This is a genomic window from Niabella ginsenosidivorans (assembly GCF_001654455.1).
Lineage (GTDB): Bacteria > Bacteroidota > Bacteroidia > Chitinophagales > Chitinophagaceae > Niabella > Niabella ginsenosidivorans.
In genome coordinates, this window is sequence record NZ_CP015772.1 from 3202161 (window position 1) to 3219426 (window position 17266).

At 42.5% G+C, this 17266-nt stretch carries 12 protein-coding genes and 1 tRNA gene; 2 read left to right on the forward strand and 11 right to left on the reverse strand.

Annotation, left to right across the window (positions count from 1 at the left end):
- Positions 1-186: 186 nt before the first annotated feature.
- Positions 187-2211: a DNA primase gene (gene dnaG, locus A8C56_RS13355; RefSeq protein ID WP_067756897.1), complete on the forward strand. Its 2025-nt coding sequence runs from the start codon at positions 187-189 to the stop codon at positions 2209-2211.
- Positions 2212-2265: 54 nt separating this feature from the next.
- Here dnaG and A8C56_RS13360 read toward each other — a convergent pair whose 3' ends face one another.
- Complete coding sequence (locus A8C56_RS13360; protein WP_067762004.1) at positions 2266-2817, reverse strand: DNA-3-methyladenine glycosylase I; 552 nt, start codon at positions 2815-2817, stop codon at positions 2266-2268.
- Between the two features lie 108 nt (positions 2818-2925).
- On the opposite strand from A8C56_RS13360, the gene A8C56_RS13365 reads away from it, so the two are divergent.
- A tRNA-Val gene (locus A8C56_RS13365) sits at positions 2926-3003 on the forward strand.
- 233 nt (positions 3004-3236) lie between these two features.
- Here the strand turns inward: A8C56_RS13365 and A8C56_RS13370 are convergent.
- The 10 genes from A8C56_RS13370 to A8C56_RS13415 all read right to left on the reverse strand — a co-directional run bounded on the left by A8C56_RS13370 (position 3237) and on the right by A8C56_RS13415 (position 17240).
- Complete coding sequence (locus A8C56_RS13370) at positions 3237-4007, reverse strand: helix-turn-helix transcriptional regulator (protein WP_169818779.1); 771 nt, start codon at positions 4005-4007, stop codon at positions 3237-3239.
- 471 nt (positions 4008-4478) lie between these two features.
- On the reverse strand, positions 4479-4709 hold the full coding sequence (locus A8C56_RS13375) for a hypothetical protein (protein WP_067756903.1): 231 nt from the start codon (positions 4707-4709) through the stop codon (positions 4479-4481).
- 27 nt (positions 4710-4736) lie between these two features.
- Entirely contained in the window at positions 4737-6389 is a 1653-nt protein-coding gene (locus A8C56_RS13380; RefSeq protein ID WP_067756905.1) for a hypothetical protein, read from the reverse strand.
- A 113-nt stretch (positions 6390-6502) separates the two neighbouring features.
- Positions 6503-7843, reverse strand: coding sequence for a DUF3863 domain-containing protein (locus tag A8C56_RS13385; protein ID WP_067756908.1), 1341 nt, complete (start codon positions 7841-7843; stop codon positions 6503-6505).
- A gap of 70 nt (positions 7844-7913) precedes the next feature.
- Positions 7914-8798 (reverse strand): alpha/beta hydrolase, encoded by an 885-nt coding sequence (locus A8C56_RS13390; RefSeq protein WP_067756910.1) that lies wholly within the window; start codon positions 8796-8798, stop codon positions 7914-7916.
- Between the two features lie 108 nt (positions 8799-8906).
- A complete protein-coding gene (locus A8C56_RS13395; RefSeq protein WP_084490200.1) occupies positions 8907-10601 on the reverse strand; it encodes a RagB/SusD family nutrient uptake outer membrane protein in 1695 nt (564 codons plus the stop codon).
- Between the two features lie 11 nt (positions 10602-10612).
- Positions 10613-14101 carry a SusC/RagA family TonB-linked outer membrane protein gene (locus tag A8C56_RS13400; protein ID WP_067756913.1) on the reverse strand — a complete coding sequence of 1163 codons (3489 nt, stop codon included), beginning with the start codon at positions 14099-14101 and terminating at the stop codon, positions 10613-10615.
- Positions 14102-14297: 196 nt separating this feature from the next.
- The gene (locus tag A8C56_RS13405) at positions 14298-15341 is read right to left on the reverse strand and encodes a FecR family protein (protein WP_067756916.1); all 1044 of its coding nucleotides are present in this window, start codon (positions 15339-15341) and stop codon (positions 14298-14300) included.
- Between the two features lie 195 nt (positions 15342-15536).
- Entirely contained in the window at positions 15537-16088 is a 552-nt protein-coding gene (locus A8C56_RS13410) for an RNA polymerase sigma factor (protein WP_067756919.1), read from the reverse strand.
- A 201-nt stretch (positions 16089-16289) separates the two neighbouring features.
- On the reverse strand, positions 16290-17240 hold the full coding sequence (locus A8C56_RS13415; protein WP_169818780.1) for a BT_3987 domain-containing protein: 951 nt from the start codon (positions 17238-17240) through the stop codon (positions 16290-16292).
- Positions 17241-17266: the final 26 nt, after the last annotated feature.

Genomic DNA, 17266 nt, shown 5'->3' on the forward strand with positions numbered 1-17266 from the left:
AGAAAGCTGTGAGGCGTATCAGAAGTCGTTATATTATCCCGATTGCTATCGGGCCGATATGACGACTTCTCTTTTTTTGAGACGCCCCTGCTTTTATTGATCGCATGCCGGTATTGGATTCTCCACCTGCACAGTGATGTAAAGCCAGGGTTAGGTTCCTTTTTTCAAAAATCGTAATTTCGACCGGTGATTTCGCAAAATACCATACAGGAAATATTGTCCCGGATCGATATCCTGGATGTAGTGGGTGAATTTGTAAAATTAAAGAAGCGGGGTGCCAATTACCTGGGCCTCTGCCCTTTTCACAATGAAAAGACCCCCTCTTTTACGGTTTCTCCCACAAAAGAAATCTATAAATGCTTTGGCTGCGGCAAGAGCGGCAACACCATCAGCTTCATTATGGAGCATGAAAAATACAGCTATGTGGAAGCGCTGAAATGGCTGGCAAACCGGTATGGTATAGAAGTGGAAGAAACCTTTGCCAGCGATGAGCAGCGGGAGCAATACCAGACGGCAGACAGTCTTTTTATCATTAACAATTTTGCGGAACAATTTTTTACAAAAGCGTTAACCGCGTCTGAAGAAGGAAGGCTCATCGGCCTCAGCTATTTTAAAGAACGCGGCTTTCGTGAAGGCATCATTGAAAAATTCAGGCTGGGCTATTCCCCCAATGAAAGAGATGCATTTACAAAAGAAGCGCTGGCAAAACAATACAACAAAGAACTGCTGCTGAAAAGCGGGCTGGTGGTGGAGCGCAACGGCACCCTGATGGACAACTACCGCGGGCGCGTGATCTTCCCCGTGCACAATCACAGCGGGAAAGTAATGGGTTTTGGAGCGCGCATCTTAAAAACAACGGATAAAGCGCCCAAATACATCAATACACCGGAAAATGAAATTTACATAAAGAGTAAGATCCTGTATGGTTCTTATTTTGCAAGGGCCGCTATTGAAAAAGCCGATGAATGCCTGCTGGTAGAAGGCTATACAGATGTCATTTCCCTGCACCAGGCCGGTATTGAGAACGTGGTGGCATCAGGCGGTACCTCGTTAACGGTAGACCAGCTGCGGCTCATAAAGAAGTACACCAATAACCTTACGATCATCTATGATGGCGATGCAGCCGGCATAAAAGCCGCATTGCGGGGGCTGGATCTTGCCCTGGAAGAAAGCCTGAACGTAAAGCTGGTTCTGATCCCTGACAAGGAAGACCCGGATAGCTTTGTAAACAAGGTAGGCGCCGGTGCTTTTACAGAGTTCATCAAAAAGAATAAGAAAGATTTTATTCTTTTCCAGCTGGAATCTTCGCTGGCTGCAATCGGGGATGACCCGGTAAAAAAATCAGAGCTGGTCAATAAGATCGCAGAATCCATCAGCCGTATCAACAAGGCGGAAGATTTTACCAGGCAGCAGGATTACATCAAGGAATCGGCAACCATTTTAAACATTGATGAAGCAGGCCTGCATGCCCTGGTCAATAAATATATACGGGACCGTGTAACAACGATGGAACGCAAGGCGCTGAGCAATGCGGAAAAAGAAAAGAACCAGTCCGCAGCAGAGATTTCCAATTATGATGATGCCACTTTTGACCTGCTGTTCAAAGATCAGTTGCAGGAAAAGGAGCTGGCAAGGATCCTGCTGGAATATGGCAACCGCCCATGGGATGAAGCTACGCTGGTAGCACAATATGTATTTGATGAGATCGATGAACTGGAAATAGAAGACCCCGAAGTGAACCTGCTGATCTCTGCAATAAAAAAGCTGCTCCAAAATAATCCCGGCCAGCTCAATGATAAATATTTTATTTATAATGATGATAAAAAGCTCAGTGCTTTTGCTGTATCCCTGCTGAATCATCCTTATGAGGAAAGTGAACGGTGGGCAAAAGATTTCAGTCCCAATACCGGTTACCAGAAGGATCTGTTCAGCCAGTCTTTTGAAGATTTTACAAGGGTGATCAGCAAAGGCAATGAAAATGATCTGAACAAATACAAGCTGATCTCTGAAGACCGCACGCATCAAAAAGTAGCATCGGCCATTCAGTACCTGAAGCTAAAAAAGATCAAGCGCATGTTGCAGCAAAACCAGAATGATATGTCCGGCGAAATGAGCGATCACAAATTCCGTGAGCTGCATTTCATTCATAAATCCCTGAAAGATATGGAACGCGAGATCACAACCCTTCTGGGAGCGGTGATTATACAGTGATCAGTTTTCAGTGTCCTGTGAGGGAGGCAGAAAGCATGGACCATTGACCTCCGGTTATTTCCCGCTCCGGAGCCACATCGGCTTCTTCTTCAGGATCTTTTTGTAAACAGGACAATCTTCCGAATGGCAGCCCGGCAGGTAACCGGTGCTCATTAAGAACTCATTTACGATCTCACCACCGGTAAATTTAAAATGCCTTTTAAACAGCTTTACCCATTCTTCTTTTGTTTTGGGGTGATGATGATCCAGCCATTTTTTAAAGGAGCCAAATTCTTTTTGCAGTTGAACAATGGTTTTGGCGTTCTCAATAGCTGCATTGATCTTTAAACGGTTACGGATGATGCCCGCATCCTGTAACAATGCATCAAACTTTTTCTGATTATATTTACTTACTTTCTGAATATTGAACTGGTCAAACGCTCTATAGAAGGCGTCCTTTTTCTTAAGAATAGTTTCCCAGCTCAGGCCTGCCTGGTTGATCTCCAGCACCAGCCGTGCAAAAAGTTCATTATCCGACTCCAGCGGGAAGCCGTATTCAGTATCATGATACGTTTCATGAACGGTTCCTTTCCCTTTTTCCTTTACAAACGTGCAATAAAATGACATGCTGCAAAATGCAAAAAAAATTTTGAAAAATATTTTGTAGTTACTGTTGCGGAACCTTATCTTTGCACTCCCGTTAGCAACAACAACATGTTGCAAACAAATAAAAAAGGGAGTTTAGCTCAGCTGGTTCAGAGCATCTGCCTTACAAGCAGAGGGTCGGCGGTTCGAACCCGTCAACTCCCACCAATAGAATCAAGCACTTACAGAAATGTTGGTGCTTTTTTGTTTCAGTGATAGCAATCAAACAACAAGGCTTTTCCAGGATCAAGTTAAATATTTGGGGGAATTAGAAGCCATTGGTTCATGGTGCCGGCAAATCTGTCTGCTGCACTTTCACCGAAACCGGGAAAGAAAGGATTGCAAAAAATAAAATGGCTCATACCATTTACCATACTGAGCATAAACAGCAACTCAATTTCTTAATTCATACTATACTTTTTCGGCTTTTCTCCATTGTACGCGGCAAATATTTTAGAGAAATGACTTAGATTAATGAATCCGAGTTTATTGGCAACTTCTTTAACCGTAAATTTTCTTTGCTTTAGCATTCGTGCAGCCTCCTTCATTCTAAAAGACTGATAATAATTGAACACGCTCGTTCCGAATATTTGTTTGAATAATCGTTTTAATTTTGATTCACTCATATTTGCCATTTTCGCCAGTTGTGTAACGGTGGGAGGATTGCTAAGATGTTTCAATAAAATAGCCCTCACTTTATAAATTGCTTCCACGTCTGAAATATTTAAAGAATCTAAAGGAGATTTTTGCCGGCTTGTTAATTTAATAAAAAGATGGCAGATCAGTTCTTCCGCTTTTACTTTATAATAAAAATGCTGAAATATTTCCGGGATCTCAGCAACAGCAATCTCATCTGCTATCCTGGCAATTGATGCAGACATGCGCCTGTCTAGAATTATCGTTTGCTTCGTGTCGATGATATTTTCAAGAACTGAATTTTCAAATTTTTCATCTACCAGCTTTCTTAAATACAAAGCTTCAATAATAATCAGTATTATTCCAAAGTCGGTATTTTCAGGAATTTGTATACCGGTACTGAGCCCAATGGCAAGTACCCCGGCAGCCCCGGGTTCTGCGCTTATAGTACCGCCCTTTTGTAAAACATTCTGAAGGGCTAACACGATTGTATCACCGGATTTCACATCAGCTGTTTTTGCTTTTTTAATAGTCAAATCATGTTTAAATTTACAATTGCTGATCAGCATTTCCAGCCCTGGCGAAAACCTAAATCGCTGAAAATAGCCCTGACCGTATTTTTCCGGTATATAGATCCGGTCATTTTGAATGTCACAATTTAAATACCGGGCAAGCGCCTGCAATATTCCAATAGTCCCAAATCCGCCTGATTCTTCTTTATATTCTATATTAATCTTCATACATGCCTCTTATTATAAAACATCAAATCAATTGTTATAATTACCAAGAGTTCAGGAAGTTATTTTTCAAATAAAAAATACAGGAAACAAAAGAAATCCCTGATTCATCTTAATCATCATCTAAGTCTTAAAAAGCCAGGGCAGGTACTGCAAACCTTATTACAGTACAGAAGCCAAATAATATATAATAATTGTATGGTACCTGCATCAACCTTTAGCATATCGTTTTTATTGATGCGTTCTCTGTTATAATAAACAGAAGTAATTTTACGATCGTATTCGAAGCTCCCTGAAGTCTGTTTCAACCGCTATGCTATAAAATTGCTGTATTGCTCCCGGCGCTTCGGGGCGCGGGTTATCAATACCCAAAGGATCTGCCAGGTGCTCACATTGCATACCGGCTACAAGAAGATTTTGAGCATATCCGGCAATATGGGTAAAAAGAAAAATACTGCTGAATAATGCAACCTGTTTACATACCGTTTTAATAATGACCATTATTCAAATAATAAATATTTATAAGTATTAACTTTTATTATTACCGGAGCTTTTAAACAGCAGTTGCAATTGCTGCCCCTGCGGATGAAGCTGAAAAATGCTTTGTGCAGCGCCTTTTTTAAAACTGCCTTTTTTTGCAATCATCTGATAACTTATACCCTCAGACAGGGCATTTACCAGATGCCGTTCTATGGATACAAACGGCACGTTTTTATCTTTTGCCACAGCCAGATCTAAAAACCATTTAACTGATGGGTTGCCTGTTACGGAAATTTCCAGCTGATCTTCTTTAAAAAGGATCTGCAGCGTTCCTTTTATATTTTTTAATGGCCAGCTTACCTGCAAAACACCCTCCATTTTATCTGTAATAACAGGATCGTTCCCGGTTATGTCCACCTCTTTATTATTTATTATGGTCTTAAAACGGAGGCCTGCAAAAAATTCTTTGCTGCTCCACAGATAACCGTCAACAATCGGCAGCGTAAAAAACCTGCATTCATTGGATGAGACTGGCTTTGTAAAGTACGGAGACATCAGATTTTCGTTGAACAGGTGAATATCCCTGAAACGAAGCGTCCCCTGCTGCCATAACAAATTAGCCCTGTAAAACCTGCTGTCAAACCAAACTGTTTTTTTATCACTGCCCGGAAGGTCTTTATTGACAGTAACGGCTGTTGCAGGTGTCACCCTGAAATTTTTTTTGAACCATGCGCCTGATTCGGCCAGCGTTTCTACTTTTATCTTCCCCTGATCGCGCAGCTGCTGCATCAGGGAAAACTGAATTTCCAGGCCGTTTTTCATTGCCGGCCAGGTAAATGAATTTTCCTGACCGGCCTGTGTATATGCGAATGCCATCGATGCGCCGTTTACAAACTCCCGTAAAAACCAGTGCACCCAGGTACTGTCGCCGCCTGCATCTCCATAAACCGGTTCTAACGTAATAACGCCCTGGCGTTCATGTTCCAGGCCGGTATCATATTGACGCACCGGGTCGCTTCCCAGCATCCGGAAAACAGGCACGGGTATCTGGGCAGCCTCATTTTGCGCCGGCATGTATGAATTCACTTTGCTTGGATAATAAGCCTGGTTCCAGTAGCCACCCCAAAGCGTATAGCCGTCGGTGCCGTATTGGTCTTTACAATTTGCAGACGCTACAATGTGATATTTTTCATACATATAGTTAAGGCTGTGCGCATCAATGAACCAGGAAGCGACTGACTTTGGATAATAACCAAAGACTTTTTTGAAATCAGCCATGTATACATCAATCAGCTTTTCTCTTTCAGCAGGCGTATATCCGGTGGAGAAGCCTACATCGGCATGCCAGTCCCATGGATAGCGCCCACGCCATTTAAGCCCTGCTTTTTCTACCAGCGGCTGCGGGATCTCCCACCAGGCCCCTACTTCAAATTTAGTCTCAGGAAGGGCTTTTAATAGCTTCTCGTATTGAGGATCGGTCAACGCGTCATACTGCAGCAAAAAAGTGCCGCCAAGCTGATACTTTTCCATTAATGCAATCTGCTTTACCACCGTCTGGTACAGTACCTCTTTTGTTATATTAACGTCCCGCGGCTCAATATCGCGGATGAAATTGACGATATTTACAATACGGGGGCGCTGAGAATAGGCCTGCCCTGTACACGTACACAAAATGATAATCGCAAAAACAATTTTTTTCATTAGTTATTTACTTTTTACTTTTCCCGGTAAAGCTTATCCGTAAAATATTATTTACAGATATACCGTTTTTCTTTTGAAATCTTTATAAATAATCAGTTGTCTTTGTTACACATTTATAATAATGAAGGGTAATGCTTTCTGATAATAGCTTTAGCGGCCGCGGAAAGACTATCAACGGGAACCGGCCTGTCCCGGCTTCTGATTCCTTTCTGATTTATCTCGCCTAATAAGCTCCAGTTGCGGGTACTGCCTGACACAGGCTCCTCAGCCGGCACATCATAGCGGGTAAAATCTATTACTTTTTCATTTTCCCCGTTTGTACCGCTCAATAATGCCAGCCTGAAATCTTTATTCATAAACCAGCGGATTTTTTTGCCCGCATCTGACCCGCCGATACCCGAACCCGTTTCTTCAAAACGATAATCGAAATTATTACGCTTATAATGTTTGCGCCAAAGCATTCCAAATTCGCCCTGGGTCATCAATTTTACATCTGGCCAGCGCTTTTTGGTTTTATGCAGCCATTCTGTTAAACAGGACATATCATAAGGCAGGCACAGCTCCCAGCAGTTGGTTACCCATGCGAAACCATTTAATTTAAACCCCTCATCGAAATGAATAGCGGTTGTGTGCATCATTTCCTGAATACCGGTCTTTTTGCCGTATTTTCCCAGGGTTTCGATCGGCCCCACTCCCATCCGGCTGTTAAATCCATCCGCAAACCCTGCCCGTCTTGCGGCCAGGAAATCAACCGCCCAGCCGTCAAGATTTACACAGTCAATAAAATCTTTTCCGGATTGCGCGGGCTTGCAAAAATGTGCTTCGGAAGGATAATAGGGATACGATACAGAACCATCTCCATCCTGGTTGTCTATAGCATACTGGCTCCAGATATTTCCCTGGCACACATGAATATTTTCCTTTTCTGACAAATATTTCTGATTTGCCGAGGATAAAAATCCCGCGAGTATACTAAGAGGCCGGTAATGATGTCCCACTATCTCTGTAATTCTGGCCAGTCCATCATGCAGATCTTTGTTTACCTGGTCAGTCGTATTATACGCGTTGGCAAAATAAGCCCCAGGGATGAATGTGATTTCATCTCCATACCGGTAATGGTAGCCCGTAACAATTTTCCGGATCTGCCTGTAATTATCCGTAGTATCGTGAAGCGCTAACCAGCTAAACGCCCAGGTAATCCTTGCATCTGGAAAAGCAGCGCTTATAGCATTCCGGAATGCGATCACTTTATCCGGCGTATGCTGGTCACGCTCGTCCTGCCCGATGCTTTTATTCCTGGTAATTTCAATCTGATTGACGCGTATAACGGTATTAAAAGTAAGAAAACGATGCCCCGTCAGAGAAACTTCTTTATTCAATACCGGCTGTCCCAAAAGATTGCCTGCATAAAAAAGAAAAAGGAGTATACTATTGAATACGACAGATATTTTCATACTTTACATTTATTTTATTCCGGCAATATCAAAAGATCAGATTTTTGTTTCCGGCACCTGTTTTTAAGCCCTAAAAATGCTGCCGCTTTTTTGCCCAATCTTCAGACAGTATCCATCTAAAGCAGGGTTCTGTCCACTGAACAGCTACATTTTTTATATGATCCACTCCAAACCCGTGACCACCCCTGGCATATAAGAACATCCTTACAGGAATACGATGCTGCCTCAGGGCCGCTTCCAGGTATAAACTGTTCTCTACCTTCACGGCATTATCATCAATGGCCGCAACCAGGAACATGGGGGGTGTTTGACCGGTTACCTGCAGCTCGTTTGAATATTCTTTTATTTTTTCGGGTGTAATATCCGGACCTATTAAATGATCCCGCGATTCCAGATGTGTCAGGCTGTCTGCAAAGCTTACCACCGGATAAACTGCGATCACAAAATCAGGTCTCAGGCTCGTATGGCCGGGATTTTCCAAGTCGGTCTTCATAAAATGGGTTGCTGCGGTAGTTACCAGATGTCCCCCGGCTGAGAAGCCCATAATGCCTGTTTTCGCCGGGTTGATCTTATACAGTGCTGCATGTTCCCTTACATACTGTATGGCTTTTTGCGCATCGGTAAGCGGTACAATCTCCTTATGCTCCATCCTGTCTGCATTCGGAACGCGATAATCCAACAGAAAGGCTGTAATACCTGCTTCATTTAATTTTTTGCAGGCAGGTATGCCTTCCCAATCGTTGGCGCGACCGCCATATGAACCGCCGGAGCAGACAATGACTGCAATATCTGATTTCTTTTTTGAAGGCTGATAAACCGTGAGCTTCGGAATCTCTGTGCCTTCCCTGGCGTAAAGGATTTTCCCGTCAGGATATAAAGGAACAATTGTCTGCGAAAGCAAGACGCTGCTTCTTAACAGCATTATGCTACATACAAGGACGACTTTTTTTTTCATACTTATTATTACTATTTATAAGGCGCTCCTCATTACAGGTTTGAATACAAACCGATTTGAGATAAACACTCAATATATCCGGCTTCCCGCCGTTACAGATTTCAGTGCTTACCAACCAGGGTTCTGCTCTAACTGATCATTGAGCGATACCTGCTTGGTGGGTAATGGCAAGAGATAGTTTTTCTGCGCATTAAAGGAACGCTGGGAACCTGGCTGTAACAACTTAAACCCGTTTTCTAACTGGTTCGCAGGGCTGTTATAAAACTTGCTGGCATAGCTGCTTCCATCAATTGTTATTGTCTTCAGACTCCATTGGGTGCCTGTAACTTTAATGCTCAGCACAGATTGCGGCAATTCAGTTTCTGCAGTTTTCCACCTGCGCAGATCATCCCACCTAAATCCTTCAAAGGCCAGCTCCACGGTCCGTTCTCTCCTGATCTCTGTTCTCATATCCAATCCATTTTGGTTTACAAGAGCATTGGTTAAATGTGGCATGTTCACTCGGTCTCTTAACGCATTAACGGATAAGTCCAGATCGGCATCGGATATTGCCCCGTTACGTTCAAACCTGGCCTCTGCATAGATCAATAACACTTCTGCATATCTCAATACATTCCAATCGAAAGGACCGGTGGCATTGGGTCCCGGAGTTGGCACCTCGGAAATAAATTTATAGAGCATATAGCCGGAATTGATGTTTCTGTTATTATCGACACCCGGCCATTGCGGACGGTAAGTATCGTATTGCGGCCGTATGATGCTTTTTGCCGGCAGAATAAGAGACTGCGTCATACGGGGATCGCGGTTATAGTACTCAGAACGGCAGGAATCATAGCCTTTAAACAAGGAAGATTTTCCTATTGGCAGGCCATCTGCACACAGGTACATATCCGCTATTTTTTTAGTGGGGTTCAGGTTTCCCCAGGATACGCCATATATAAACCCGTTGGGATTAATATTCAACCGGTATTTTTTTGCTATAATGGATTCAGGGTTGTCTTCGCTGGTTTGATCAATAAATAAATACCGGTAGCTCTCAGCTCCTTTACCAGTGTATAATGAATACGCTTTACTGTCGATCACCTTTTTTGATGCTGTAACAGCCTCGTCTAAAAGCACATCTGCATCACCGGCTCCATGGTATTTCCTCCATGTTCCTTCAAACAGGCATATACGGGCCTTTAACGCCAGAGCCGCTTCCTTGCAGATCCTTCCTGTTTCAGCATCGGGTTTTGCCGGTAAGTATCCGATTGCGCGATCAAGATCAGATAGGATGGAATCGATCACTACAGCCCGGGCAGCCCGGGCTTCGTATACTTCAGGATCAGAGGGCAGCAGCACCTTATTAATAAGCGGAACCCCTCCAAACAACCTCACTAATTTAAAATAATCATATGCCCGGAAAAAATACCCTTCGCCCAGATAGGCGGCAATCTGCTCTTTGATGGAAGCGTTCTCTCCCTGTAAAATCAGTTTATTGGCATTCCTGATATCCCTGTATGCATTATCCCAATTGCCATCCTGCTCAGGGGCTACATTCGTTCCCGAGCTGACTGCGTCTACGCCGGTTCCGAATGAAATATCAGACATATTATCGTTATAATTGGGATCATCCAGTGTATTTGCATAGAACCAGTTTGCCGCCAGCTGGAAATCCTTTTTTGTTTGCCAGTACGTAGGATCGCTAATTTCTGATTGCGGTTGCAAATCAAGAAATTTCCGGCACCCGGTTACGAGCAGTAAAATAAGAACAGTGGTGATATAAATTACCGCAAGCTTTTTTATATTTCTAACTTTCTTCATTATAATCCGTTTTAAAAGTTAACACTAGCGCCTAATGAAAATGTCCGGTACATAGGATAATTATTCTCATAAAACCCGTAATTATTAGGATCGGGATTGGATTCTTCAGGGTCATACATTTTGTCCCAGGTACCTTTTGCCCATTCAAAAACGTCCTGTCCGCTTACATAAATCCTGAAGTTCTGAACCGTTAATTTGCTTAGCTTCAGATTTTTGAATGTATAGCCGATTGAAATGTTCTTCACCCTCAGATACCTTGTGTTTTCGAGCCACAGGCTGGAAAACTGATAATTGTTTCCTTTTACAGTCTCATTATTCGATAACCTGGGATACTGTGCGTCTGTGTTTTCCCCGGTAAAAGTTTTGCCATAAAAATAATCCAGCGGCTGAAACCAGAAATATCTTAACGGCACGCCAAAGTTGCCATTGCCCCTCCAGACATATTTATTTCCCGTACCCTGCAGTATGAAAGAAAAATCAAAGTTTTTATAATGAACCCCTCCGGTAGCGCTATAGGTAAACTTCGGAATTTGCGAGCCCAAAAAAGTCGCATCCCCGTTAACCCCTTTTGACTTATCCCCATAGGCCGTGATTTGCCCATCACCATCAATATCCTCATACATAACGTCTCCTATACCCAAGCCGCCATATCCGTTTGGCCGGGCAGCAGGCACTATGCCTTTTCCTGCATATTTTGCTGCATAAGCATCCAGCTCTGCCTGTGACCTGATAACAGATCCTTTATAGCCAAAATAAGAATATAACGGGTAGCCTTCTCTTGCGGCCGTTAATCCTACATTATAGGTATCCTGCCCCTGCAGGTCGGTTACTATATTGGTGTTGTAATTCAGAATGGTGCCCAGGTTAAACCGGACATCGCCTATTTTACTGTTCCACGATGCGTTTATCTCCCATCCCTTATCCAAGAGGCTGCCTGCATTTAAACTGGGTGCTACAGCGCCAAGCGTAGAAGGATAGGTAATACTAACCAGCATATTCCTGTTATTCTTGCGGTAGATATCGAAAGAAAGGGAAAGCCTGGATCTGAACATTGACAGATCAACGCCGATGTTTTTCGTTTCAATGGTTTCCCAGGTACGATCCGGTGAAGCAATGCCTTTTAAAGAAGCCATTTTTGAAATAGTACTTCCGTCTATCGGGTATTGGCCTGAAATATCAATGAGCTGTATATAATCAAATAATCCGAGTGATGGAATGTCCTGGTTTCCGGTCTTGCCCCAGGAGGCTCTTACTTTGAACAGATTGATCATATCCGCACTGATCAGGTCTTTGAAAAAAGGCTCTCCGGAAATTTTCCATGCAGCAGAAATACTGGGATACATTTCACTCCACCGTTTATCCGGTGAAAATTTTGAGCTGCCGTCTTTTCTGAAAGTTCCTTCCAGGTAATATTTTCCGGCAAATGAATACCCGCCCCGTCCAAAATAGGACAGCAACGACCAGGGATTATTATCCCAATAATTGGCGTCGGCGGCACTCAGATTTTTAGGATCAGATAACGGCAGGATAAATATCTCATTGCTGGTAAAGTCTGCGCCGGACATATATCTTGATTCCCGTGTAAATTTTTCCGCCGATCCGCCCAGCATCAGCTTTATGGCGTGCTTTCCAAATGTTTTGTCATAATTTGCATAACTGCTGAAGTTCTTATATACGGAGCTCCAGTCATAATAAAAAGCAGAATTGGGATTATTGCGAATGAGCGAGTTGACGCTATTATCCCAGTTATATTCCTCAACCGTGGCAAAATACGTTTTCTCATCATATCTTTCCAGATTAACACCCAGCTGATTGGTCCACACCAATCCTTTAACCGGCTCCCAGTCCAGCTTCACGTTATTTCTCCATCTGGAATTTCCAACCGTCCTGTTTCCTCCCATTTCCAGTTCCTGTATATTATTGCCATACCCCTGGTAAGAATAATAATTTCCTGAAGGGTTCCGAAGCGGTACATAAGAAAATATTTTCAGCCCTATATTTATATCCTCGCTAAGCATGGAGGGCTCTTTGGTTTTAAGATTATCGTAGGTTAAATTCAAATTCAGCTTCAGGTTATGCAATATATTAACCTGTAAATCAGTTCTGAGGTTATCCCTAACTGAGTTATTAACTCCTGCTACAATATTTCCGTTATCCCTGCTGTCTCCAAAAGAAACCAGGTAAGTGGCATTTTTACTTCCTCCTGAAACACTGATATTATGAGTAGGCCTGGAAGATGTTTTAAAAAGAGAGCCGTACCAGTCCCGCGACTGATAAAACATGGGGTAGGATTCAACGCTCCAATTCTCCCCGGGACCGTATCCCGGATCATTCGCTGCAATCTTCGCCAGGGTCTCATCTGAAAATGTTTGCGGATCGCCATCATTTTTATTGGCTTCGTTAAACATTTTTACAAAATGCTCCGTTGTAGCCGGCTTTTTCAGGATCGCCGGTTTTTTAAATGCCAGGTTAAAGGAATAGGACACCTGTGGCTTGTCAGAAGCTTTTCCTTTTTTAGTGGTGACCAGGAGAACGCCATCCGCAGCCCTGGCGCCATATATTGCCGCTGTAGCATCTTTTAAAACGGTAATATCCTCAATATCTTCCGGGTTAATCAGATTCAGATCCCCGGGTATGCCATCAATTAACACTAATGGAACATTGCCATTGATCGACGAAACGCCGCGGATCGATAATTGATAGCCCTGCCCTCCGGGCCTTCCGCTGTTGCGACTAATTGTGACACCCGGTATCAGGCCCTGCAATGCTTCCAAAGTTCCCGCAACAGGCCTTGAAGTGATTTTATCTGACCCCAGCCTCGCTACAGAGCCGGTCAGGTCACTTTCTTTAAGCTTTGTTCCGTAACCAATAACCACCACTTCCCCAAGCCCGGTTGTTGCTTCTTTTAAAACAATTTTAAGCATCTCATTGCCGGTTACCCGTAGTTCCTGGCTTTGATAGCCGATCCTGCTTACCACTATTATTGAATTGTCCGGAGCATCAATCTCAAACATGCCCTTTTCATTTGTTAATGTGCCCTGCTTTGTGCCTTTTATAATAACGCTCACACCCTGAAGCGGGGTTCCCAGACTGTCTGTCACCAGGCCATGGACCAGCATTTGCCGCAGCATTTGTTTTGAAGAGGTTACTGCAATTACTTTGTCATTCATAATCCTGTAAATCAGGTTATTGGAAGTAATCACCTTTTCAAGTAACTTGGAGAGCGGGATATCTTTTGCCTTTAAACTGATCCGCACATTGGGAAGAACAGCATCGGCATTATATATAAACCTGTAACTCGTTTTCTTTTCTATTATCTCAAAAGCTTTATGCAGGCTTACGTTATCAAAATTGACGTCAAGCTTAACTTCTTGCGCATATGTTTTTGCGGATACCTGAAAATAGCTTAATAACACCAGAAGAATTGTTAGTTTCATATAGGTGATCGTTCTTTTGTATGCCTTATTTCTGAAATAAAACAGCCAGAATGTTTTTTTCATATCTTTACATTAAGTGATTTATTTAGTAAAAGCCTGCTCTACCCTGCATGAAAATGGAGAGCCAGGTTGCTGAATGAACAGTATGGGAAATGTTCCAGCATTTCCCATTTTTAATTCTATGGGTATATGCGTTTATGGTTCCATCTTATATGGCATCGTTAAATTGTTAAAAAATCAGTTTGCTGTATCTGGTTCATTATTTATCTATAATATAAACACTATCCTTTTCTTTACTATATGTAAAGGGGGCTATAGCCTGTAATTCACGCAAGGCCTCGTCGGGCGTTTCATCATTAAACCTTCCGGTGAATTTGTACGCGCCGATCTGTGCCTTTTTAAATACCATTTTAATACTGTACCGTCTTTGCATCTGCAACGCGAGGTCATAAAAAGAGATATCTTTAAAGATGATCTTTTTTGCCATCCACGCCGTATCTGGTATGATATTGGTTTGCGGGTCGGGGAGTATAGATGATTTTACAAGCAATTGTTCGTTCACAGCATCAGGTTCTGCCCCCGAACTGTTTGATACCGTTATTTTCTGGTTAGGCACCAGAACTATTTTTTCCCGTTGCTTTTCTTTTTCCTTAAACGTAATTTCAATAGATCCGCTTATTAAAGAAGCTGTTGCATGCGGATCTTCGGGATAAGATTGCACATTAAACACCGTTCCCATATCGGTAACATTAAAATTCTTAGTATGTACAACAAAAGGATGCAGCGAATCGTGCTTCACATCAAACAAGGCTTCACCAACAAGCGTAACTTCTCTTTTACCGTCATTAAACCCCGTGTTATATGTAATTGTAGAATAGGAATTCAGCCATACCTTGCTCCCGTCAGGTAAGATCAAACTGGTTTTTGATTCCGCCTGTGTTGACATCTGTACAGTTTTCAGACTGTTTTGGTTATGCAGGAAATTATTTTTCGTAAAGAGCAGGAATGCTATAAAACCGAGCGGTAATACAATAGCCGCTGCGGCCGCAATTCTCTTACGCCAATACTTTTTTCCACCTGGCAGGCCTTTTAATGCATTTTGCGGCTCAATAAGATTTCCCTTCTTTCCTATCTGGATGTCTGAAAAAACTTCAGTATCCAGCGTACCATAGATATCTTTTAACGCCTGTCTTATTTCCTGCCCGTACCGTTCTTCATTTAACAGCGACATCAGCTCATCAAATTCTTCCCGGGAGGAAATTCCTAAAGCAAACTTGTTTAAAAGATCGTGAATACGCGACATACCTAATTATAGACGTATGCCAGCAGGATATGTACTACCGGTAAAATAGTTTTTTTTTACGGTAATGTATTTTTTGGGGAAAGCACCCGAACCGGAGCCATAAGACTTATTCAATAATACGCATTATTATGATCATCAACATTTTGATTTGATTCATTAAACGGCCCTGTATCATGCTATTGAAAAAGACCGGTATTACCCTGAATGTTTTTTTACGTAATGCAGGATTTGCTGTACTGCTTTGGCAAGCTGGTTTTTGACTGTATGAGGAGAAACATTCATTAAAGCCGCTATTTGATTTCTCTGAAGGCCGTCCACTTTACTCATCAAATATACCGATCTGCGTTGTGGAGATAAATGCTGTATAGCCTGGTGAATGACCTGATGAAATTCCTTCGCTTCTAAATCATTCCGGGGATCAGCACTGTATACAGGATCAGTTCTTTTCCACAATGCGTCCTTTTTTTTCTGATCAGAAGCGGCGGCACGTAAATAATCCAAGATCTTATTTTCCGTAATGCGATATAAAAAAGACGAAATATTATTAATTTCCGGTATCTGGTTGCGTATCGTCCACAACTTTAAAAAAACTTCCTGTATAATATCTTTAGCCAAAGCATCTGACTTTAGCATTTTAACTGAGAATGCATATAATTTCGATTCATATTCACGAAACAGCTCATTAAAAAGCGCTTCGAGCAGGTCGTCAGAACTGTTTGTACCATTATGAAGTTCGTCATTATGCATAATGCTTTTATTGAATAAATGGAATGGGGGATAATCTGTTTTTTTGAGCTGACCTGAAGCGCCCGGGATGCATTCTCAGAAATATAAAGCCAAATACATACAGGTGCCAATATACGATTTTTTGACCGCGCTGTAAATTATAATCCGGGAAATTACAATTTTCTGTACCACGGATGCTCACATAAAAAACTTAAACCCGGATCAAAATAAATAAAATTCAGCCAGATGCGTAAGATTGGAACTATACGAGGAATTGATCTGAAGCTTAACATAGCGCCCGCTAACAGGCGTGGAAAAGAACACTTTTTGCAACGCACCATCATTCAGCAACGTTCCCGTAAATGCCGTTTTCCACACCTGCTTATCTTCACTTAAAAACAGCTGGATATCCTGCGGCCTCCCCGAGTTTACGCCCTGGCGGGCAACAAATGCCGCTCCGCTCACCGATTGTGAAGCTCCGATGTCAATTATTATATAATGAGGCGGGCCAGGTTGGGCGCCCTGCCATTGGCTATGCCAAAATGTATTTATGTTACTATCCAAAACAAAAACCGCCCTGCCGTTATTAGCCCCTTCCCCATAGCTTTCCTGAGATGAAAAATCGATAACGCTCCATCCTTTCCTGTTAAATAAAACAGGTACTATATTAATGATGCAGAAGCTGGTCCGTAATTTTTCGTTGATATTAATGGATGCATTTTTGATGGTTACAGGCAATATATATGTTTTTGACAGATCGTCCGGCGCATTTATACCTTTTGTAATGATGGTAATCTTTAACGGTTCAGTGCTTAACCGGCCCTTGCCAATGGTTGCCGCCGCCGTATTTAACCGGTAACTTTTTTCGGGCAGTAAGCTATAGCTGGTATTATTGGCCAGGTTAAAGCTGTCTGCCAAAGCCGCATTAACAGCGAAGCTAACGGATACATCTTCGGAAGGATAACCCTGTCCGCCATAATCAGCCCCGTAAATAATGGTGGCCGTATCCCGGGCATTAGAAAAGTTATAAGTAACCGGCCCGTTTGCGGCCTGGGGCATATATACTTTTATATAATCTGACAAAGGCTGATCGGGTAAGTTTATTTCCTGTTTGCACCCGGTAAAAAGCATACCTAAAATGTATACAAGGCTGAAATATCTGATTGCTGCCATATTCATTATCTTTAGTTTTTATTAAT